This is a genomic window from Mycobacterium liflandii (assembly GCF_022354805.1).
Classification (GTDB): Bacteria; Actinomycetota; Actinomycetes; order Mycobacteriales; family Mycobacteriaceae; genus Mycobacterium; species Mycobacterium marinum.
Map to the genome: position 1 here is coordinate 236569 of NZ_CP023138.1, position 20256 is coordinate 256824.

Genomic DNA, 20256 nt, shown 5'->3' on the forward strand with positions numbered 1-20256 from the left:
GAGGTCAGGCGTTGTCGATGCGGCGGGCACCCAGCTCATTGCGCAGCAGTTCGAGCGCCACTTCCTCGGGGTCGCGGCGCGGCTCGGACGGGTCGCTGCGACCGGCTTCGGCCAGCAGGCTTTCCTCTTCCTCACGCCGGGCGGAATCGACGGCAACGGGATCCGCCGCCGGGGCCGCGGCCTTGGCCGGCGTCGGGGTTGCGGCGGGTTCCGCGGCGCCCACCTCGCAGCGCACCCGCCAGTTGACTCCCAACGCATCTCTGAGCGCCTCGGCGATGACGTCGGCGTTGCGCTGCTCGGACAGCCGCCGGGCCAGCGGCGCCGAGTCGTGGGTCAGTACCAGCGTGTTGTCTTCGAGCGCACGAACGGTGGCGGCGGCGAGCATCACCTCGGTGGTGCGGCTGCGCTGGCGCACCTTCTCGCGCACGGTCGGCCACATGCTGCGAACCGCGGCGGCATTGAGCTCCCCGGGAGCCGAGACCGGTTCGGGAACCGGAGCCGGCCGGGGTTCGGGCGCCCGCCGGGGTTCGGGCGCCGGCCGGGGTTCGGGAGCCGGCGGCGGCTCTGGCGCGGACTTGGGCTCTGGTGGTGCCGGCCGGCGCATGCTTTGCCTGACCATCTCTTTGGCCTCCGCCCGGGCGGAGGTCGTCGCCCGCGGCGCGGCCGGCGCTTCCGGCGCTGGGGCCGAGGTGGCTCCCGCACCGGCCGGTATCGACATGGCCAGCCGGGTCTCGATCCGCTCGATGCGCTGCAACAGCGCCGATTCGGCGTCGCTGGCCGAGGGCAGCAGCAGCCGGGCACACACCACCTCCAGCAGCAGCCGGGGTGCCGTCGCGCCACGCATCTCGCCCAGCCCGGCCTGTACGACCTCGGCGTAGCGAGTCAGCGTCGCCGACCCGAGGTGCGCCGCCTGCTCCCGCATCCGATCCAGCACATCTTCGGGGCCGTCCACGACCCCGCGAGACACGGCGTCGGGAACCGCTTGCAGCACGATGAGATCGCGGAATCGCTCCAGCAGGTCGGTGGCGAAGCGACGAGGATCGTGCCCGGCGTCGATCACCGATTCGACCGCCCCGAACAGCGCCGCGGCATCCCCGGCGCCAAGCGCGTCCACGGCGTCGTCGATCAGCGCGACGTCGGTGGCACCCAGCAGTCCCAGCGCTCGCTGGTAGGTCACATGGTTGCTCTGCGCCCCGGCCACCAGCTGGTCCAGCACCGAAAGCGTGTCACGCGGGGAACCACCGCCGGCGCGAGTCACCAGCGGATACACCGCCTCGTCGACGACCACGCCCTCCTGCTCACAAATCCGCCCGATCAGACCTCGCATGGTGCGCGGCGGCAGCAGGCGGAACGGGTAGTGGTGGGTGCGCGACCGGATGGTGGGCAGCACCTTCTCCGGTTCCGTGGTGGCGAAGATGAAGATGAGGTGTTCGGGGGGCTCTTCGACGATCTTGAGCAGCGCGTTGAAACCGGCGGTGGTCACCATGTGCGCCTCGTCGATGATGAACACGCGGTAGCGCGACTGCGCGGGCGCGTAGAACGCGCGATCCCGCAATTCCCGGGTGTCGTCCACACCGCCGTGACTGGCCGCGTCGAGCTCGACCACGTCGATGCTGCCGGGCGCGCTGGGCGCCAAGGCCTGGCAGGACTCGCAGGTTCCACACGGCGTGGCCGTGGGGCCCTGCGCGCAGTTCAAGGACCGCGCCAGGATGCGCGCCGACGACGTCTTGCCGCAGCCGCGCGGCCCGGAGAACAGGTACGCATGGTTGATCCGGCCGGCCTCCAGGGCGATCGACAGCGGTTCGGTGACATGCTCCTGCCCCACCACCTCCGCGAAGGTCGCCGGACGATATTTACGGTAGAGAGCCACGGTCAGCAGGCTACTCAGGCTGGCGGACTATTGCGGAATCCACTGGTCCGAGCGGGAACTACGGGCGGGCCAGCAAGGCCTCGGTGCCGGCGAGCAAGGCACAGGTCGCCAGACCATCGACCGCGTCGCTCAGATCGGGCAGCGACGGGAAAGACGGCGCGATCCGGATGTTCTTGTCCTCGGGATCCTTGCGATACGGGAACGACGCGCCCGCCTCGGTGACGGCAATCCCGGCGTCCTTGGCCAACGCCACGGTGCGGCGCGCGGTCCCCGGCATCACATCGAGGCTGATGAAATACCCGCCCTTGGGCTCGGTCCACGACGCGATCTTGGAATCGCTGAGCCGCTGATCGAGGATCTCGAGCGCCACCGCAAACTTGGGCGCCAATATCTGCTGGTGGCGGCGCATATGCAGGCGTACGCCGTCGGCGTCTCCGAAAAACCGCAGGTGCCGCAGCTGGTTGATCTTGTCCGGACCGATCGACTTCTTTCCGGCGTACTGCAGATACCACGCGATGTTGCCCAACGACCCGCCGAAGAAGCTGACGCCGCCGCCGGCGAAGGTGATCTTCGACGTGGATGCGAAAACGTAGGGCCGGTGCGGATTGCCGGCCTTGGCCGCCAGCCCCAGCACGTCAACCTGCCGGATGAAGTCCGGCGTGAGGGTGTGCACCATGTAGGCGTTGTCCCAGAACAAGCGGAAGTCCGGTGCCGCCGTCTGCATCTGCACCAGCCGGCGCACCGTTTCCCAGGAATACGTGACACCGGTGGGGTTGCCGAACACCGGTACGGTCCACATGCCCTTGATCGTGGGGTCGACGGCGACCAGTTCCTCGATCAGATCGACGTCGGGGCCGTCCTCGACCATCGGGACGGGGATCATCTCCACACCCATCGTTTCGGTGATGGCGAAATGGCGGTCATAGCCGGGAACGGGGCACAGGAACTTGATGCCGTCCGGCTCCTTTACCCAAGGCCGGGGCGAGTCGACCCCGCCATAGAGCATGGAGAACGCGGTCACGTCGTGCATCAGCTCCAGGCTGGAGTTGTTTCCCGCGATCAAGTTCTGGACCGGGATGCCGAGCAACTCACCGAAGATGGCGCGCAGCGCCGGCAGGCCATGCAGGCCGCCATAGTTGCGGGTGTCGAGGCCCTCGGGGTCGCGGTAGTCCTGGCCACCGGACAGGCTCAGCAGTTGATTAGACAGGTCCAGCTGCTCAGAAGACGGCTTGCCTCGGGTGAGATCCAGGGACAGGCCTTTACCGCGCAGGTTTGCGTAGTCCTGCTCGTGGCGGACATGCAAAGCGGCTAGCTCTTCAGGGCTGAGCGAATCGAACGAGACCATGCGGCCCTTTCACCGTCGAAAACCGTGGATCAAACATGCAGGTCTTGAGCGGTTGCAGGCCAGTTCTTGCTGGTTGGCACCTGGTGGGCCGCCCCGGACAAAGGGGGACCCCGCGCACCCGACAGAGCCCATTGACCCTTGCTGCCTTCCGGCCCTGGGGGAGTTCACAGGATAGACGCCGCGCGGGGTCCTGCCGCGAGTCTAATACCTCCGCGGAGACATTCGTCGGCGGCCGCGGAACACGGGCGCCGAGACAGCGGCTACCATATCGGCGGAGGATTCGCCTAGTGGCCTATGGCGCTCGCCTGGAACGCGGGTTGGGTTAATAGCCCTCGCGGGTTCAAATCCCGCATCCTCCGCAATGGTCGCGCCCGCGCCGATGCGCGGGCGGACAGTGTGGGCTGGTCAGCTTGACTGGCTCCGGCTCACAGTACGAGGAGGGGTATGGGGCGCAAGGTTGCCATGCTGTGGCACGCGTCGTTTTCGATCGGCGCAGGCGTCCTCTACTTCTTCTTCGTTCTGCCCCGTTGGCCCGAATTGATGGGCGATACCGCCCACTCGCTGGGGACCGGGCTCCGGATCACCGCGGGCGCCCTGTTCGGCCTGGCCGCGCTGCCGGTGGTGTTCACCCTGCTGCGTACCCGCAAGCCGGAACTTGGCACCCCTGCCCTGGCGCTATCGATTCGGACATGGGCGATCGTGGCGCACGTGCTGGCCGGGGTGCTGATCATCGGGACCGCCATCAGCGAGATCTGGCTCAGCCTGGACTCGGTGGGGCAATGGCTGTTCGGGATCTACGGGGCCGCTGCCGCCATTGCGGTACTCGGCTTCTTCGCGTTCTACCTGTCGTTTGTCGCGGAATTGCCACCGCCACCGCCCAAACCGATCAAGGTGAAAGAACCCAAGCAGCGCCGCCGCCGCAAGAAGGGCACCTCAGAGGCACCGATCGCGGCTTCGGCGCCGATCAGTCGACGGTCGCACGCGCATGCCAGCACACACCCGCCCGCGATGGCGGCACCGTTGATCGCGGCCACGGTAGGGCCCGGGTAGCCGAACATCGCGTCAAACGCGTCCGATAACGCTGGAATCAGCCGATCCGTATAGCTGGTCCCGCCCTGCACCACCCGGTTCAGGTCGACCCCGGCAGAGAACACTCGTCCGGCGCCGGTGAGCACCAGCGCGCCACCGTGTGAGGAGCCCAGTTCGCGCAGCGCATCGGTCAACTCGGTCAGCAGCTCGACATCGAGGGCGTTGACCCGCCCGGACGAGAGGGTGAGCACTTGCACGGCGTCTACGGCCTGAATCTCAATCACAGTCACACACTCCACCACCACGGCGGTCGAGCCAAATAGTTGGGATCGGTAGCAACCCGGGCGTTCTGTACTTACTCCCATGACGGCGCCACCAGGGCGGCGCATGATAGAAGGAAATCCAGTGAAACGTGTTATCGCGGCTGCGATTGGAACCATTGGCTGCGCATCGGCGCTGGTGGGCTGCTCCAGCGGCGGCCACTCAGCCAGCCCGGCATCAAGTGTCTCCACCGGCGGTGGCGGAACGCAGGTCTAGGTGGGCGGCACGAATCTTCCTGGCCTGGACCCGGCCTCGGTGACCTGCGTCAAGCAGGGCGGCAAGATCGACATCGGTAGTGGCTCCGCCGGCGGCCAGCAGGCACTGGCGGTGGTGATGACCGATGAGGCCACTCCGCGAGTCGAGTCGCTGGCGCTTGTGGTGGACGGCAACGCATTGTCTGTCACCGACAACATGGGTGCCAAGGTCGGCTCGGCCAAGGTTGCGGTGGAGGGCAAGACCTACACCATCACCGGCCAGGCGCAAGGTGCCGACATGAAGAACCCGATGGCCGGAATGATCACCAAGGACTTCAGCATCAAGGTGACGTGCGGCTGATGCAGGGGGCGCCGGCCGGTGGCCAAGCATCGCTTGTCCACCGGTCCGGTCTGTCGCGGTCAAAACGGACTTATGATGCAGCCGTGTCGATCTCCGGCGATCTCGAACACGCCCGGCACCTGGCGTTGGCCGCGGACGAGGACGCGGCCCGGGAGCTGCTGATCGCGCTGCTGCCGCAAATCGAACAAGCCGATCGCGATGACCTCGCACTGCAGGTATTCGCGCAGCTGGGCGAGATCTACCTGGTCCGCGGCGCGACCGAGGGCGTGCGCGAGTGCGTCCGGCGCATTCGTGACTGCTTGGCCAGCTACTCGAAGATTCTCGACGGTACCCTGCCGGAGGCGGCCGCCCAGATACAGCTGTCGGACACCGAAGTCAGGCACCTCATCTGCCGCTATTCCCAGCGCGCCGCCCTGCTGCAGATTGGCCTGTGCGCGGCCGAGGGCGATCACGAAGGCGCCGCGCGGCAACTCACCGCGCTGGCCGACTCAGCCGGCGCGGAGTTCCCCGACCTTGCCGGTGAGCACCGACTCCTGCTCACCCACGCCCGGATTCTGTGCGCAAGCGCGTTGTGCGACGACGATCTACACACCCACGCGGTGCCGAATTGGGAATCCGTGCTCGAAACGCTGAACCGGCCGGACACCGGTTCCGACGCCGAATACTCCGATCACCTTTGGGTGTACGGGGCCACCGCATACGGCAGGTTCTGCGTCGAGACAGGACGATTGTCGGAGGCCGAACCGTGGCTGCGACGCGCCGGGGCCCGCGCTCAGGCCAGGGGATGGGAATTTGCCTTCGCCAGAACACAATTAGAACGAGCGGCGGCGCGCTGGGTGGTCGGCGACCACGCGGCCACCGAGCAGCTGGTCTCCGAAGCGGAGCCGATCATCTCCCGCTACGCGCGCGCACACGATGTCGCCCGCTGCTGGCTCTACCTTGGCCTTACCCGACTGGCCAGCGGTGCGCTCGAGGTCGCCGACCAATGCTGGGCGAACGCCGAAAAGCACTGGCGTGACCTGGGAAGGCCCCTGTACCTGCACCGCATTCTGCTGCAGCGCAGCTGGATAGCCATCTTTTGGGGCCGCTTCACGCAAGCCGTGGAGATGATCGCGCAGGCGCGGGAACTGCTCGACTCATCGCCTCGCAGCAGCTGGCTTCAGTACGCCCAACTCGACAGTCATCTGGGCACGGTGTGGCGGGCAGACGCGCTGGCGGACTTGGGGTTCGACGGCTCAGGCGATCCGGAGGAGACACTGCAGCAGACCGAAGCCCGCCAAGCCGAGTCAATCGGCCTGCTGCACGGTGAGATCGGCACCGAGGGGTACTGGCGTGCGATGAGCAAGCTGGAACAGGCCGCCGAACTCAAGGTTCCCGCGGCGCTCGCCGTCGACTCGGTTCGCTATTCGATCGCTGACGCTGACGCGAGATCACGCTGGGCAAGCCATGTCTCGGCCCCGATTCTGGCCGGCGCGTTCGCCGTCGCCTGGGAGTGGGAAAATACCGAGCTGATCAGTGAACTGGTCGAATACCACAGCGCCCGAGGAACGTTTAGCCCCGCTCCGCCACGCGAAGCCATGGGCGAGTGGGCATCGACCGCCACCGCGCCGGCGTTCGTCGACACCGACGAACCGGCCGCCGCCGCAGCGGGGACGTCACGGCAGGGGGCGAACTCGTTGACACGCCTGGGCCCCTTGCCGCCCTTGCAGATGCAACCGGACGCCCCACCGATCCTGAGCCACTATCGCGCGCTGGCGCTGCAACGCTACGGTCGCGCCGTCACGTCCGCCGAGCCCGTCTGGTCCACCTGGCCATGAACGACTCGGACCGCCCCACTCTGGTGCTGCGTTACGCCGACGTCGGGATCACCACCTACGCGAGTCTGCGCGTGGTCAGCCAACCATCCAGAACCGTCAACTGGGTGGTGGACGAGCGGATCCTGCTGGCGGCCTTGGCCGAACTGACCGACGCACTACCCGAGCCCCACGGCAACGAGGACCGGCGCGAGGCCATCGAACGCGCACTTTGCTGGGGCCCATTCGCAACGCGGGACAGCGAACTGACGGTCGCGTTCATACTGGGGGTACTGCTGATCGGCACGCCCGGATGGCAACTGCTGACCGAGTGCGCGGCATCGCCGCGGCCGGTGCTGTTCATCTCGCCCAGCGCCCGGCTGGCGCGGGTGCCCTGGGGGCTGCTGGCGTTGCCGACCGCGGGGCCCACCCGGGAAGAGTTGGTGCGGGCTCGCCAGGAGGCGATCACCGCCAGCGGCCGAGCGGCCGCCCGGATCCCTTGGCAGCTTGCCGACATCACCGAGTACACCGATGGCTACCGGCTGATGGAGTTGGTCGACATCCTTCTGGCGGTGCCCCAGAACATCGTGCACTCCGCGCGCGTGCCGGCCCGATGGGCCGCCCGCAAAGACGGCCCGCCGATACTCATACTCGACCCGCGCGTGCCCGGCCAGCGGCCCGACTCGGCACTGGGATCGGTGCTGGGCAGGCCGTCGGAGGAAACCCCGCTCGCCAGGCATTTTGCCGAACTGATGCGACGTCGCCCCGTGTTGCCGGCGGTCGACTCGCCCAGTGAGCTGTTCCGCCGCAGGGATACCGACCGGGACTGGCTGTCGAAATTGCTGGTGCAACAACCAAGTCGGCTCTTGTACGTCGGGCATGCCAGTTCGGCCGATAGCGAGGGTGGGCATGCCGACCATGCGGCGCTGCATCTGGCGTGTGGTGCCGCAATACCCGGGGATGCCCCCGCGATCGGCGACCACCGGCCGCTGACCGCCTCGGATCTGATGGCGCTGCGGATGTCGATGCCACCGCGGGTGGCGCTGCTGGCCTGTGCCTCCGGCGGCGACTACCAATTCGATGAGGCAACCGGACTGGTGGCGGCGACCATCCTGGGCGGGGCGCAGCTGGTGACCGCCACCCTGTGGTCGCTTCCCACCACCGCGGCTTATCGGCAGTTCGTCGCCGAGGACGGCGATCCGGCAGACCCGATGACCGACCCGATGACCGAGATCGTCGCCGCGATCGATTCGGCCCACGAGGCCGACGAAGCCGGGTGCGCCGTAAATCGCTGGCAGCGCGCCCAAATGCGACGCTGGCGTGACGGCGAGGCCAGCGCCAGTCCGTTGTATTGGGGTGCGGTGGTCAGTTTCGCCGTCGACGGGGCACGCTGATGGTCAACCGATGGCCAGACCCCTGGCGCGAACGGCCAACACGTCATCGGGCAGCGAAAGCTGTTGGCGGTCGGCGGGATCAAACGCCACCAACACCACCAGTCCGGGGCGCAATGTCGCCGTGTCTGTTTCCGTGTCGTCCTGCACTAGTCGGCCGATGAAGGTGGCGCCGTGCACGCTGGCCACTTCGATCCAGATCTGGCGCTCACCGTCGCCAGGTTCGGCCTCGCCGCCTTCGACCGTGCGCACCGTACCCACTCCGACCGTCCGAGCGACCCCCGGCATCCGTCGTGCCGCGTAGCTGGCGTGGCCGATGAGACTCACCGTGGCCAGAGCAAACCCGATCCCGGCCAGTGCGATCCGGAAGTCGCGCATCACCAGGTACCACAGGGTGGTTGCGATCAGCGCAACTTCGGCGCCGATGGCCAGCATCTTGGGTTTGCTCATAGCGCCAGCCTCGCGGGGACAATCGGCTACCGAACCCAACTTTGGGAATATCAGTATCCGCGTCAATGCCCCTATCCTGTTGACATGTGCGCGGATCCACAGTTGACGACGACCGTAGCGGTGGGCAGTCCCCGCCGCGCGGTGATCGATCAGGCGTGGCGCGCGATCGGCCCCGGGGTCGAACTGCTCAGCAGCGATGACGGCGGTCCGTTGAGTCGCACCGTCAAGCGCATCATCGATCCACTGGTGCTGCGGTTGCGGTCGAATCCCCAGTATTCAGCGCCCGTCGTCGACCCGGCCACCGCGACGTTGATGCACGACGCGATCCTTGGCAGCGCTGTCCAATTATGCTCTGCGGCATCGTGGTTCGATGTGCTCAAAACCGAGCGGCGCAAGCTGCGGATCCGCAGCGGAGACGCCCAGGAGTTGTACTTCCCGGTGTGCTTCGAGCTGGCGATCACCAAGGGCCCGCCCGCGGCCGGTGATCGTGAAACCCCGGCGACGGTGCTGCACGAGATCCATCAGGGGCGCGACCGCACCGCGATCGAGGTGTTGCATGAATATCTGGCAAGTCCGGAAGTGGTGGCCGCGCTTACCGATCAACTCAGTCGAAGCTGGCGCGACGTGCGGGCACCGGATTCGACCTGCCGCGCGGCGATCGATGCGTTCCGGACCGCACTGGGCACGGCGCTGGGCCCCGCTCCCAACCACGGTGCCGTCATCGCACGCCAGCGCGCCTGGTCGATGCTGGCCGGCTCCACCACCGCATACGACCTCGGCGCACTGGCGCGCGTCGAATCTGGCGAGCTGCCCTGGTCGATAGTCGCACTGGACTTGAGTTCGGTTGCGCCACAACAACCCCCCACCGTCAATGCCGGCTCCGCCAGCGACCGTCCCCTGGACCGGACCGTGGTGGATCGGGTGCGTGCCACCCTCCGCCGCGCCCTGGACCGAGATGCGTTGCCAGACATCCCCTTACTGTGCGAGGAGGAAGTCGACCGGGCCTGCGCCCCATGGGGCCTGCTCGGCGAGGACAAGCAGGCGACCCTGGTGGCCGGGATCGAAGTCGCCGTCGAACTGGCCCCCTTGGACCGAACCATGACCAACCGCTACGCATTGGCCGCGCAGATTCAGTCGCGGCTGCGCAAAGAGGCCTACGTGCTGCACGCCCGCCGCTACCTTGCCGACGGCGGGCCGATTCATCCACGACAACGTCAGGTGGTCGACGACTTGGCCGCCTACGCCCAGCCCTACCTGAGCCGACTTTGGGCACGACTGCACGGGCGCGATGTCTGGCAGGAGCCCTGCGCGGACGTCGACGACGTGCGGTCGCTACTCGACGGTGTCGCGCGTTCGGTGAGTCTCGACCATCGGCAGCGGATCAAGTCGATGCTGGAATTGCAGGTGGCCGGATGAAACTGGTGGCCGAGTCAGGATTGTGGAGCACCGGTGCCACTGGCCCCGACGAGCAACTCCCGGCGTCTCCACTGATTGCGCTGCTGGAAGTCAGTGGGGCGGTGCTGTCCTGGGTCATTGATGACCCGCGCGGGGAGGCGGCTACCCGCATCACCTTCACCGACGCGGCGCGCGCCGACTGGCTTTGGCGTGTGGTCGGCGAATCCGGACACGTCGCGGTGCTCTCGGCGGTGGCCGGGCACCCGGCGGGTGACGTCGACCTCCGCGGCGTCGAGCTCATCCCGGGCTCCGCCGCCGGCCTGCGACGCCTGGCCGTCGGCCATTGGCTGCGGCGCTGGTGGCCGGCCAGTCAACGCGACGACATCGCCGGGCTGGACCGGGCGCTGCTCGACGTCGAGGTCGCACTGCTGACGGTCGGGGCACAGGGCTTCTTCACCGACGACACCCTGGATTCGGACGTCGCCGAACTGCTGGCGCCGCACGCCGGCGCCCTGACCGCACATGTCCGGACCGATGATGCACGCATTCGCGCACTGGTGCGGGCCGGGGCTCATCTTGCCGACGAGGTGGGCACGGACGGCGCCGGCTGGACGGAACTTTCTGCCGCAATTGATGATTCATCGGTCGCGGTGACGATGCCGACGGGACGGCGCGACGACTATGCGCTGGCCGCCGGCGCCGGGCAAGGCCCGCGCGGCGCGGCGTCGATCGGCCGTGGCGTGGCGTCGATCAACTGGGACGGAGTACCGCCGGCGATATTCGATGCGGCCGAAGACACCGTCGACTGGACGATCGAGCCCGGCGGACCGGCCGGGTCCGCCGTTGTCGCCGTCGTGCGGGCCGCCCTCATCGGAGCACAGCCGGCCACCGACGTGCCGGTCCGAGTGCGCTCCGGTGAGGCCAGCGGCACCGGCGCGCTGGATGCCGGCGGCCGGGCCACGGTCGCACTCGTCGACGCGCAACGGCGCGCCATGACCCAGACCTCGGCATGGGACCACAACTGGGCCGCCACGTCGGTAGTGATCGGGGCCGACATCGCGGAATCACGCCAGACCCGCGACCGGGTGCGCCGCTGGGTGCGCGACCGGCTGGACCGGCCGCCACCGGACGCTTTTCTGGCCGAGATCCTGGCCAGTGAGTCCGCCTACTGATTCCCCCTCGAAGATCCGCCCCGATTCTTATGCTGAGCGAGTGCCAAACAGTTATCGGGTCGTGCAATGGACCACCGGAAACGTCGGCAAGAGTTCGCTGCAGGCGATCGCGACTCACCCCGCGCTGGAACTGGTGGGGTGCTACGCCTGGTCGCAGGAGAAGGCCTGGCGCGACGCCGGCGAACTGTGCGGCATGGCACCGCTGGGCATCACCGCCAGCAATGACGTCGAGGCGCTGCTGGCCCTCAAACCGGACTGCGTGGTCTACAACCCGATGTGGATTGACGTGGACGAACTGGTGCGCATCTTGTCGGCCGGAGTGAATGTGGTGACCACGGCGGCGTTCATCACCGGGCACAACCTGGGCGCCGGCCGTGACCGGATTCTGGCGGCCTGCCGCCACGGCGGCTCGACGATCTTCGGATCCGGCGTCAGTCCGGGGTTTGCCCAGGGCTCCGGCGTTGTTGATTAGCAGGCTTGTGAGCTGGGGAATTGTGGATTGAGGAGGTCTAGGCGGCGGTTGGCGGTCAAAGCGGTGATCCGGCAGGCTTCGGCGATGTTGTCGGCGCCGTTGAGGCGGTGCAGATTGATCGCGGTGTTGCGTAGCGTTGCTAGGACCTGTGCGCCGTTTCCGGTATGTGCCCTTTGACGGTCTTCGTCGAAGGTGACGTCGCGTATCCAGTGCAGGCTGTTCTCGATTCCCCAGTGTTGACGCATCCAGGTCATGATCGCGGTAGGGCGGGCGTGCTCGAACGGCAGGCTGCAGATGGCATAGACCACCTCCACGCTGCGCTGGTCGGTGCAGGGCTCCGGCGTTGTTGATTAGCAGGCTTGTGAGCTGGGGAATTGTGGATTGAGGAGGTCTAGGCGGCGGTTGGCGGTCAAAGCGGTGATCCGGCAGGCTTCGGCGATGTTGTCGGCGCCGTTGAGGCGGTGCAGATTGATCGCGGTGTTGCGTAGCGTTGCTAGGACCTGTGCGCCGTTTCCGGTATGTGCCCTTTGACGGTCTTCGTCGAAGGTGACGTCGCGTATCCAGTGCAGGCTGTTCTCGATTCCCCAGTGTTGACGCATCCAGGTCATGATCGCGGTAGGGCGGGCGTGCTCGAACGGCAGGCTGCAGATGGCATAGACCACCTCCACGCTGCGCTGGTCGGTGGCGGTGATCAAGCGTTCACGAGTGATCCGGATGATTTGTTTTGCGTAGGGGAAGCCGATTCCTCGTGCAGCGGTGATGATTTGCAGGGTGCGGGTCTCGACACGGCCGTGGCCGCGGGAGTCGTCGGTAGCGGCTGCGGGCACCTCGGCCCAGGGCAGCGCGGTGATACGCGCAAGTATTTTGGCTTGGTTGGACTTGACGATCATCAGGTAGTGCGACTTCAAGGTGGCGCAGATCAACTTCGCGGTGACGACCTGGGTATGCATCGCATCCACGGTGACCAGCCACCGCAAGCTACCCGGCAGCAGCGTGAGCAGGGCACGTACGCAGGGAATTTCATTGCTTTTCTCGGCGACAGCGAGTTGACCGAGCACCAATCGGGCACGGTGGGCGAACACCGACACGAGATGCGTGGCTGTCGCTTTGGCGCGTAAAGGCACCACGCAGCATCTTGCCGTCCAACGCGATCGGCACCAATCCACTGGGGTCGCTGCTGGCCACGTGTGCAGTGAAGTAACTGCCCATCCTGGCGTTGAGGTCGGCGGGGTCTAGCCGAGACAAAACAGCGCGGAAGGTCTTCTCACTGGGCCGCCGGAACCGGACCCCTAATTAGGCCAACACATCATCGGGAGCGGTGGCCGCCCATGTGGCAAAACCAGCATAGCCGCGCATCCCCGCGGCAGTGGCCAGAACCGCGATCGCCAACAAAGCCATCAGCGAATACCTCCGACCGCGTGGGTCCCTCGGGTCTGGCACCGAGGCCAACACATCGAGAAACTCCGATCCGATGAGCTCGCTGCGCTCACCAGGACTCCAGCGGTCGAACACCTCTGGAACCGACGACACAGGCAATACTGAAACGGTAGGCACGGGCAACTCCAGACCAACGACGAACAGTAACCAACTCGATCGTTCTCCAGATAGCCCGTGCCTACACTCCGGCCCCAATAGCGCGGCACCAAAGATCATCAACCCAGCTCACAAGCCTGCTAATCAACAACGCCGGAGCCCTGACCATGCGTGGGCGCGGAGTTGTCGGGGCGATTGCAGGGCTCCGGCGTTGTTGATTAGCAGGCTTGTGAGCTGGGGAATTGTGGATTGAGGAGGTCTAGGCGGCGGTTGGCGGTCAAAGCGGTGATCCGGCAGGCTTCGGCGATGTTGTCGGCGCCGTTGAGGCGGTGCAGATTGATCGCGGTGTTGCGTAGCGTTGCTAGGACCTGTGCGCCGTTTCCGGTATGTGCCCTTTGACGGTCTTCGTCGAAGGTGACGTCGCGTATCCAGTGCAGGCTGTTCTCGATTCCCCAGTGTTGACGCATCCAGGTCATGATCGCGGTAGGGCGGGCGTGCTCGAACGGCAGGCTGCAGATGGCATAGACCACCTCCACGCTGCGCTGGTCGGTGGCGGTGATCAAGCGTTCACGAGTGATCCGGATGATTTGTTTTGCGTAGGGGAAGCCGATTCCTCGTGCAGCGGTGATGATTTGCAGGGTGCGGGTCTCGACACGGCCGTGGCCGCGGGAGTCGTCGGTAGCGGCTGCGGGCACCTCGGCCCAGGGCAGCGCGGTGATACGCGCAAGTATTTTGGCTTGGTTGGACTTGACGATCATCAGGTAGTGCGACTTCAAGGTGGCGCAGATCAACTTCGCGGTGACGACCTGGGTATGCATCGCATCCACGGTGACCAGCCACCGCAAGCTACCCGGCAGCAGCGTGAGCAGGGCACGTACGCAGGGAATTTCATTGCTTTTCTCGGCGACAGCGAGTTGACCGAGCACCAATCAGGCACGGTGGGCGAACACCGACACGAGATGCGTGGCTGTCGCTTTGGCGCGTAAAGGCACCACGCAGCATCTTGCCGTCCAACGCGATCGGCACCAATCCACTGGGGCCGCTGCTGGCCACGTGTGCAGTGAAGTAACTGCCCATCCTGGCGTTGAGGTCGGCGGGGTCTAGCCGAGACAAAACAGCGCGGAAGGTCTTCTCACTGGGCCGCCGGAACCGGACCCCTAATTAGGCCAACACATCATCGGGAGCGGTGGCCGCCCATGTGGCAAAACCAGCATAGCCGCGCATCCCCGCGGCAGTGGCCAGAACCGCGATCGCCAACAAAGCCATCAGCGAATACCTCCGACCGCGTGGGTCCCTCGGGTCTGGCACCGAGACCAACACATCGAGAAACTCCGATCCGATGAGCTCGCTACGCTCACCAGGACTCCAGCGGTCGAACACCTCTGGAACCGACGACACAGGCAATACTGAAACGGTAGGCACGGGCAACTCCAGACCAACGACGAACAGTAACCAACTCGATCGTTCTCCAGATAGCCCGTGCCTACACTCCGGCCCCAATAGCGCGGCACCAAAGATCATCAACCCAGCTCACAAGCCTGCTAATCAACAACGCCGGAGCCCTGGGGGCGATTGTGCTCGTGTGGTTGCTCATTGGAGTATTCGCGACATGGCAGCGAGGCTACTTCAAGGGTCAGCAAACAAGTTGTGCCTCAGTGGGAACCGTTGCAGTCACGGTGCTCGCTGGGCCACTTAATTACTTCGGTGTCAACCCGAAAGTAAGGGACTGCCATTTGCCGCAACCTAGCGCAATGGAATCAATCGATCACGCACTCGCAATGTAAAGGAAGTCGTCATGATCGTCGTCGGTGCCATCCTGTTTATCCTGGGAATTTGTGTTCGATATTCATTTGTTGACCACCCTTGGTGTCATCCTGTTGGTGATCGGTGCGGTGTTGTGGGTCATGGGTTCGGTGGGGCGCCCGGTGGCCGGCCGGCGGTATTGGTACTGACCGCCGGAGTTCAACGCCCGCCTTTCACAGCCTGCGCATAGCAACGGCATAGCTTCGGCCTAGCCCGGAGCGGATACTGGAAACCGTGACCGCCCCCCGCAGTTCGGCTGAGCGCGTTGTGATGTGCCGGGCCGATGGTCAACCGGTAAGCGTGTTGGTCGTCGATGACGAACCCGTTCTGGCCGAGATGGTGTCAATGGCACTGCGTTACGAGGGCTGGAACATCGCCACCGCCTCCGATGGCGCGTCTGCGATCGCGTCCGCCCGCGCCGAGCGCCCTGACGTCGTCGTACTCGACGTGATGCTGCCCGACATGAGCGGGCTGGAAGTCCTGCATCGCTTGCGTAAGGAGAACCCACGGCTGCCGGTGCTGCTGTTAACGGCCAAGGATGCGGTGGAGGATCGCATCGCCGGGTTGACCGCTGGCGGAGACGATTACGTGACCAAGCCGTTCAGCATCGAGGAGGTTGTGCTGCGGCTGCGGGCGCTGCTGCGACGCACCGGTGTGACCACCGTGGACAGCGGGGCTCAGCTGGTCGTCGGGGACCTGGTGCTCGATGAGGACAGTCATGAAGTGACACGCGCCGGCGAGCCGATTTCGTTGACATCAACCGAATTCGAATTGCTACGGTTCATGATGCGTAACTCCAAGCGGGTACTGAGTAAGGCGCAGATTCTGGACCGGGTATGGAGTTATGACTTCGGCGGCCGGTCCAACATCGTCGAGCTCTACATCTCCTACCTGCGCAAGAAGATCGACAACGGTCGCGAACCCATGATTCACACGCTGCGCGGCGCAGGTTATGTCCTCAAACCGGCTCGTTAGGAAACCGGGCGCCTGGTCGCTTCGGCTGCGCCTGCTGGTCGGGCAGATCCTCGTCCTAGCCGTTGTCTGTGTGGGAATCACCGCCGCGACCGAACTGGCGCTGCATCACCACCTGGTCGCACAGCTCGACGGGCAACTGGGCGGAACGTCGCATCGATCGGCGTTGATGTACCCCGAGTCGTCCCATCGGTTCTGGCGGCACCAGCACCGATACTGGCGCCCCGGCCCCGGGCCGCGGTTTCTGGATGCCCCGGGCCAGCCGGCCGGCATGGTCGGCGCCGTGGTCAGGGACGGCAAGGCGATCGTTGCAGGGTATCTGACCAATAGTGGGGACCGTGCCGAAATCAGCCCGACGGCGCAGGCCCAGCTGGCGGCCGTCGCCGGCAGCCAAGATCCGGTAACACTGAACCTCGATGGGTTGGGCCGCTACCGGGTGGTGTCCGCCCTGAGCCGCCGCGGTGACGAACTCATCGTCACCGGCCTTTCGATGTCGGATGTGGACGCGACCATGATCCGAATGCTGATCATTTTCGGCATCGTCACCGTCGTCGCATTGGTCGCGGCCACCACCGCCGGCGCGATTATCATTCGGCGGGCACTGGCCCCGTTGCGCCGGGTGGCCCAAACCGCAACGGAAGTCGTCGATTTGCCGTTGGATCGCGGCGAAGTCGAATTGCCGGTGCGGGTATCGGAGACCGACGCCAACCCCGACACCGAGGTGGGTCAGCTTGGGTCGGCGCTCAACCGGATGCTCGATCACATTGCCGCCGCACTATCGACCCGGCAGGCAAGCGAGACGCGGGTTCGTCAATTCGTCGCCGACGCCAGTCATGAGCTGCGCACCCCGCTGGCCGCGATTCGCGGGTACACCGAGCTGGCGCAACGAATGGGTGACGACCGTGCCGCGGTCGCCCATGCGATGAGCCGGGTGGGGTCCGAGACGGAGCGGATCACCAGTCTGGTCGAGGACCTGTTGCTGCTGGCCCGGCTGGACTCCGGCCGTCCGCTGGAACGCGAGCCGGTCGATATGTCCCGGCTGGCGGTCGATGCCGTCAGCGATGCGCATATCGCCGGACCGGATCAGCAGTGGGAGCTTGACCTGCCCGCAGAACCGGTAGTCGTCACCGGCGATGCCGCACGGCTACACCAAGTCGTCGCCAACCTGCTGGCCAATGCTCGTATCCACACCGGCCCCGGCGCCGTCGTCACCACCCGGCTCAGTAGTGGGCCGACGCATGTGGTGCTGGAGGTGATCGACAACGGTCCGGGCATTCCCGAGGCGATGCAGTCGGAGATATTCGAGCGGTTCGCCCGCGGTGATACCTCCCGCTCCCGCAAGGGCGGCAGCACCGGCCTGGGCCTGGCGATCGTGGCGGCCGTGGTGAAGGCGCACAACGGCACCATCACCGTCAACAGCTCACCCGGACGCACCGAGTGTGCGGTGCGGCTGCCACTTGACGCGTGGCAACGATCCGGCGTGCCGCCCGGCTGAGTTGCCGACCGCAGTAGCCCCGGCAACTCAGCGGACGCTGTTGATCATTGGGCCAGCCGAATTGCTGGGCCGCCCACCGCGGGCGCTTGGGCCCGCATCGTCACCGTGGGCGGACTAGGGGCAGGTCACGTTGATTTCGAACGGCTTGTTCACCGGGGACATCGGGTTGGCCATGTCGACCCCGGTCGCCGTGCCGCTGATCTTGTAGCTGCTGCCGTCCTTGGTCGCCGAGGCGTTGCCCTGGCCGGTGCCCGACGTGTAGCCCAGCGTCACGCCGTTGACGTTGCCGAGCCCGACCGACTTGACCTCCGGGGGGTTGGCGTCGGTGAGCACCGCGGCGATACCGGTGGCTGCTCCACCGATCGCGATGTTGACGTTGCCCGCGGCCGTCGTGCATACGACGGAGCCGGTCACGTGCTGGTCTTGCCCATCGATGAGGACCTTTGTGCCGGAGGCTTGACCGCCTCCGGTGCTTGCTGATGTCGAGCCCGTACTCGAGCTTTCGCCACCGCTTGTGGTCGACTTGTTGCTCGAACATCCGGAAAGACCCGCGACAAAAATGGCCGCTCCGGCAACCGCGACCGTCAGTCCACGCTTCACCTGTGCTCCTTTGCCCGTGTGTAGCGGCCATCGGCATTGAGGACGGCTTCGGCAGTATGCGGGTTAACTGGACCCGAGGTCTAGGGACCGCGAGAAAAATATTTCCGAGTTCGCTGACACATCGCCGCGCAAAGTCGCTGCACCGGCCTATCGACGGCGGTGATGCTGATGGCAATGTAGTGCCGGTGGACCACAAACCCCCTACCGCGGCGATCGAAACGGCTCATGGCGAACACTCCCTACCGCTACAGGACACCCGAGATTTCGACGACGCTGACCGTGGCTTCATCGCGGCCTTGACCCCGTGCGTCATCAAGGCCGCCGACGGCCGAGTCGTGTGGGACAACGACGCGTATTCGTTTCTCGACGGCCCCGCGCCCACATCGGTGCATCCCAGTCTGTGGCGCCAATCGACACTGGCTGCCAAACAAGGCTTGTACGAAGTCGTGCCGGGCATCTACCAGGTTCGCGGATTCGACCTGTCCAACATCACCTTTGTCGAGGGTGACACCGGAATCATCGTCATCGACCCCTTGGTATCCACCGAGGTCGCGGCCGCCGCGTTGACCCTGTACCGCGCCCACCGCGATGCGGACCGGCCGGTGGTCGCGGTGATCTATACCCACAGTCACGTCGATCATTTCGGCGGAGTGCTCGGCGTTACCTCTCAGGACGACGTGGACGCGGGCAAGGTGAAGGTGCTCGCCCCGCAAGGCTTCACCGAGCATGCCGTTCAGGAGAACGTCTACGCGGGACCGGCGATGACCCGCCGTGCGACCTACATGTACGGCACATTGCTCGAACGTGGACCGCAGGCGCAAGTGGGCTGCGGGCTCGGCCAGACGCCATCGACCGGCGAGGTCGCCATCATCAACCCGACTGTCGACATCCGTTCGACCGGGGAAAAACACACCATCGACGGCGTGGAGATCGAATTCCAGATGGCGCCGGGCACCGAAGCCCCCGCCGAGATGCACTTCTATTTCCCGAAGTTCCGCGCCCTGTGCATGGCCGAAAACGCCACCCACAATCTGCACAACCTGCTGACGCTGCGCGGCGCGCTGGTGCGTGACCCGCATGCCTGGTCGGGCTACCTCACCGAGGCGATCGATACGTTCGCCGACCGCGCCGACGTGGTCTTCGCATCCCACCACTGGCCGACCTGGGGCCGTGAACGCATCGTCGAATTCCTGGCGCTGCAACGAGACCTCTACGCGTACCTGCATGACCAGACGCTGCGGCTGCTCAACCAGGGTTACACCGGTGTGGAGATCGCTGAAATGTTCCAGATGCCGCCGGCATTGGAGCAGGCCTGGCATACCCGCGGCTACTACGGGTCGGTCAACCACAACGTCAAAGCCGTTTATCAGCGATACATGGGTTGGTTCGACGGCAACCCCGGCCGGCTGTGGCCGCATCCCCCCGAAGAGCTCGCGCCTCGCTACGTCGAGGCCATGGGCGGGATCGATCAGGTGGTTGAACTCGCCCAGCAGGCTTTCGATTCCGGCGACTTCCGCTGGGCGGCCACGCTGCTCGATCACGCGGTGTTCACCGACAGCGAGCATTCCGCGGCCCGGACTCTCTACGCCGACACACTGGAGCAGTTGGCCTATGGCGCCGAGAACGCGGTGTGGCGCAACTTCTTCCTGTGCGGCGCGGCCGAGTTGCGCGACGGCAAGTTCGGCACCGCCGTGCAAACCACCTCGCCGACTCTGCTGACCCAGCTGACTCCGGAACAGATCTTCGACAGCCTGGCGATCCGCATCGACGGTCCGCGCAGCTGGGACCTGGACCTCACCATCGATGTGACGTTCGAGGACCTCAACGCCAACTACCGGCTTGCGCTGAGCAATGGTGTGCTGATGCACCGCAAGGTCGCCGCGGATGAAGCGACGGCATCGGCAACCGTCAAGCTGCAGAACAAGTCTCGGCTGCTGGCCGTGGCGATGGGCGACGTCACCTCGCCCGGGCTCGAGGTCTCCGGGGACGAGTCGGTGTTGCAGACGCTGGCCGGTGTGCTCGATGAGCCGGACCCCGACTTCAACATCATCGTGCCCTAG

General features: G+C 65.9%; 13 protein-coding genes, 1 tRNA gene, 1 other RNA gene and 7 pseudogenes. 13 read left to right on the forward strand and 9 right to left on the reverse strand.

Annotated features, from left to right (window positions below; genetic code table 11):
* Nucleotides 1–4 precede the first annotated feature (4 nt).
* From CKW46_RS01170 to ffs, 3 genes are all read right to left on the reverse strand, one after another.
* A complete protein-coding gene (locus CKW46_RS01170; protein ID WP_482052683.1) occupies nucleotides 5–1870 on the reverse strand; it encodes a DNA polymerase III subunits gamma/tau in 1866 nt (621 codons plus the stop codon).
* Nucleotides 1871–1928: 58 nt separating this feature from the next.
* A complete protein-coding gene (locus CKW46_RS01175) occupies nucleotides 1929–3215 on the reverse strand; it encodes an aspartate aminotransferase type Ic (protein WP_482052684.1) in 1287 nt (428 codons plus the stop codon).
* A 98-nt stretch (nucleotides 3216–3313) separates the two neighbouring features.
* Nucleotides 3314–3410, reverse strand: an RNA gene (gene ffs, locus CKW46_RS01180) — signal recognition particle sRNA small type.
* Between the two features lie 78 nt (nucleotides 3411–3488).
* Between ffs and CKW46_RS01185 the strand changes: the two genes are divergently transcribed.
* Together CKW46_RS01185 and lucA are read left to right on the forward strand one after the other, a co-directional pair.
* Nucleotides 3489–3574 (forward strand) — tRNA-Ser (locus CKW46_RS01185).
* A gap of 85 nt (nucleotides 3575–3659) precedes the next feature.
* Nucleotides 3660–4149: pseudogene (gene lucA, locus CKW46_RS01190) on the forward strand (lipid uptake coordinator LucA); the annotation flags it as partial.
* Here the strand turns inward: lucA and CKW46_RS01195 are convergent.
* Nucleotides 4055–4684 carry an enoyl-CoA hydratase/isomerase family protein gene (locus CKW46_RS01195; protein ID WP_308205588.1) on the reverse strand — a complete coding sequence of 210 codons (630 nt, stop codon included), beginning with the start codon at nucleotides 4682–4684 and terminating at the stop codon, nucleotides 4055–4057. The pseudogene lucA and the gene CKW46_RS01195 sit on opposite strands and share 95 nt — an antisense overlap.
* Between CKW46_RS01195 and CKW46_RS01200 the strand changes: the two are divergent.
* The 3 genes and pseudogenes from CKW46_RS01200 to CKW46_RS01210 all read left to right on the forward strand — a co-directional run bounded on the left by CKW46_RS01200 (nucleotide 4683) and on the right by CKW46_RS01210 (nucleotide 8307).
* Nucleotides 4683–5120: pseudogene (locus tag CKW46_RS01200) on the forward strand (lipoprotein LpqH). The gene CKW46_RS01195 and the pseudogene CKW46_RS01200 sit on opposite strands and share 2 nt — an antisense overlap.
* Before the next feature lie 83 nt (nucleotides 5121–5203).
* Complete coding sequence (locus CKW46_RS01205; RefSeq protein WP_240274392.1) at nucleotides 5204–6937, forward strand: hypothetical protein; 1734 nt, start codon at nucleotides 5204–5206, stop codon at nucleotides 6935–6937.
* Entirely contained in the window at nucleotides 6934–8307 is a 1374-nt protein-coding gene (locus CKW46_RS01210) for a CHAT domain-containing protein (RefSeq protein ID WP_482052685.1), read from the forward strand. The genes CKW46_RS01205 and CKW46_RS01210 overlap by 4 nt, the downstream gene beginning before the upstream one ends.
* Nucleotides 8308–8310: 3 nt before the next feature.
* On the opposite strand, the gene CKW46_RS01215 is transcribed toward CKW46_RS01210, so the two are convergent.
* Nucleotides 8311–8754, reverse strand: a complete 444-nt coding sequence (locus CKW46_RS01215) for a hypothetical protein (protein WP_015357562.1) — start codon at nucleotides 8752–8754, stop codon at nucleotides 8311–8313.
* A gap of 84 nt (nucleotides 8755–8838) precedes the next feature.
* Here CKW46_RS01215 and CKW46_RS01220 point away from each other — a divergent pair, with 84 nt between their 5' ends.
* From CKW46_RS01220 to CKW46_RS01230, 3 genes and pseudogenes are all read left to right on the forward strand, one after another.
* A complete protein-coding gene (locus tag CKW46_RS01220) occupies nucleotides 8839–10170 on the forward strand; it encodes a hypothetical protein (RefSeq protein WP_482052686.1) in 1332 nt (443 codons plus the stop codon).
* Nucleotides 10167–11321, forward strand: a complete 1155-nt coding sequence (locus CKW46_RS01225; protein WP_482052687.1) for a hypothetical protein — start codon at nucleotides 10167–10169, stop codon at nucleotides 11319–11321. The genes CKW46_RS01220 and CKW46_RS01225 overlap by 4 nt, the downstream gene beginning before the upstream one ends.
* A 40-nt stretch (nucleotides 11322–11361) precedes the next feature.
* Nucleotides 11362–11787 (forward strand): annotated as a pseudogene (locus tag CKW46_RS01230) (dihydrodipicolinate reductase); the annotation flags it as partial.
* A 2-nt stretch (nucleotides 11788–11789) separates the two neighbouring features.
* Here the strand turns inward: CKW46_RS01230 and CKW46_RS01235 are convergent.
* The 3 pseudogenes from CKW46_RS01235 to CKW46_RS01245 all read right to left on the reverse strand — a co-directional run.
* Nucleotides 11790–12122, reverse strand: a pseudogene (locus tag CKW46_RS01235) (ISAs1 family transposase); the annotation flags it as partial.
* 21 nt (nucleotides 12123–12143) lie between these two features.
* Nucleotides 12144–13347, reverse strand: a pseudogene (locus tag CKW46_RS01240) (ISAs1-like element IS2404/ISMul1 family transposase).
* Between the two features lie 197 nt (nucleotides 13348–13544).
* Nucleotides 13545–14748: pseudogene (locus CKW46_RS01245) on the reverse strand (ISAs1-like element IS2404/ISMul1 family transposase).
* A 122-nt stretch (nucleotides 14749–14870) separates the two neighbouring features.
* On the opposite strand from CKW46_RS01245, the gene CKW46_RS01250 reads away from it, so the two are divergent.
* From CKW46_RS01250 to CKW46_RS01265, 4 genes and pseudogenes are all read left to right on the forward strand, one after another.
* Entirely contained in the window at nucleotides 14871–15110 is a 240-nt protein-coding gene (locus CKW46_RS01250) for a hypothetical protein (RefSeq protein WP_117436520.1), read from the forward strand.
* 11 nt (nucleotides 15111–15121) lie between these two features.
* A pseudogene (locus tag CKW46_RS01255) lies at nucleotides 15122–15278 on the forward strand (DUF6131 family protein).
* Between the two features lie 121 nt (nucleotides 15279–15399).
* On the forward strand, nucleotides 15400–16104 hold the full coding sequence (locus tag CKW46_RS01260; RefSeq protein ID WP_015357566.1) for a response regulator transcription factor: 705 nt from the start codon (nucleotides 15400–15402) through the stop codon (nucleotides 16102–16104).
* The gene (locus CKW46_RS01265) at nucleotides 16082–17596 is read left to right on the forward strand and encodes a sensor histidine kinase (protein WP_482052688.1); all 1515 of its coding nucleotides are present in this window, start codon (nucleotides 16082–16084) and stop codon (nucleotides 17594–17596) included. The genes CKW46_RS01260 and CKW46_RS01265 overlap by 23 nt, the downstream gene beginning before the upstream one ends.
* Before the next feature lie 114 nt (nucleotides 17597–17710).
* Here the strand turns inward: CKW46_RS01265 and CKW46_RS01270 are convergent, their stop codons facing one another.
* Complete coding sequence (locus CKW46_RS01270) at nucleotides 17711–18196, reverse strand: lipoprotein LpqH (RefSeq protein WP_015357568.1); 486 nt, start codon at nucleotides 18194–18196, stop codon at nucleotides 17711–17713.
* 179 nt (nucleotides 18197–18375) lie between these two features.
* On the opposite strand from CKW46_RS01270, the gene CKW46_RS01275 reads away from it, so the two are divergent.
* Nucleotides 18376–20256, forward strand: coding sequence for an alkyl/aryl-sulfatase (locus tag CKW46_RS01275; RefSeq protein WP_482052689.1), 1881 nt, complete (start codon nucleotides 18376–18378; stop codon nucleotides 20254–20256).

Excerpts from the sequence above, each read along its gene's own strand:
- CKW46_RS01265 (WP_482052688.1), top strand. The coding sequence starts at position 16,082 with ATGTCCTCAAACCGGCTCGTTAGGAAACCGGGCGCCTGGTCGCTTCGG.
- CKW46_RS01220 (WP_482052686.1), top strand. The coding sequence starts at position 8,839 with ATGTGCGCGGATCCACAGTTGACGACGACCGTAGCGGTGGGCAGTCCC.
- CKW46_RS01225 (WP_482052687.1), top strand. The coding sequence starts at position 10,167 with ATGAAACTGGTGGCCGAGTCAGGATTGTGGAGCACCGGTGCCACTGGC.
- CKW46_RS01195 (WP_308205588.1), bottom strand. The coding sequence starts at position 4,684 with ATGGTTCCAATCGCAGCCGCGATAACACGTTTCACTGGATTTCCTTCT.
- CKW46_RS01175 (WP_482052684.1), bottom strand. The coding sequence starts at position 3,215 with ATGGTCTCGTTCGATTCGCTCAGCCCTGAAGAGCTAGCCGCTTTGCAT.
- CKW46_RS01210 (WP_482052685.1), top strand. The coding sequence starts at position 6,934 with ATGAACGACTCGGACCGCCCCACTCTGGTGCTGCGTTACGCCGACGTC.
- CKW46_RS01260 (WP_015357566.1), top strand. The coding sequence starts at position 15,400 with ATGTGCCGGGCCGATGGTCAACCGGTAAGCGTGTTGGTCGTCGATGAC.
- CKW46_RS01215 (WP_015357562.1), bottom strand. The coding sequence starts at position 8,754 with ATGAGCAAACCCAAGATGCTGGCCATCGGCGCCGAAGTTGCGCTGATC.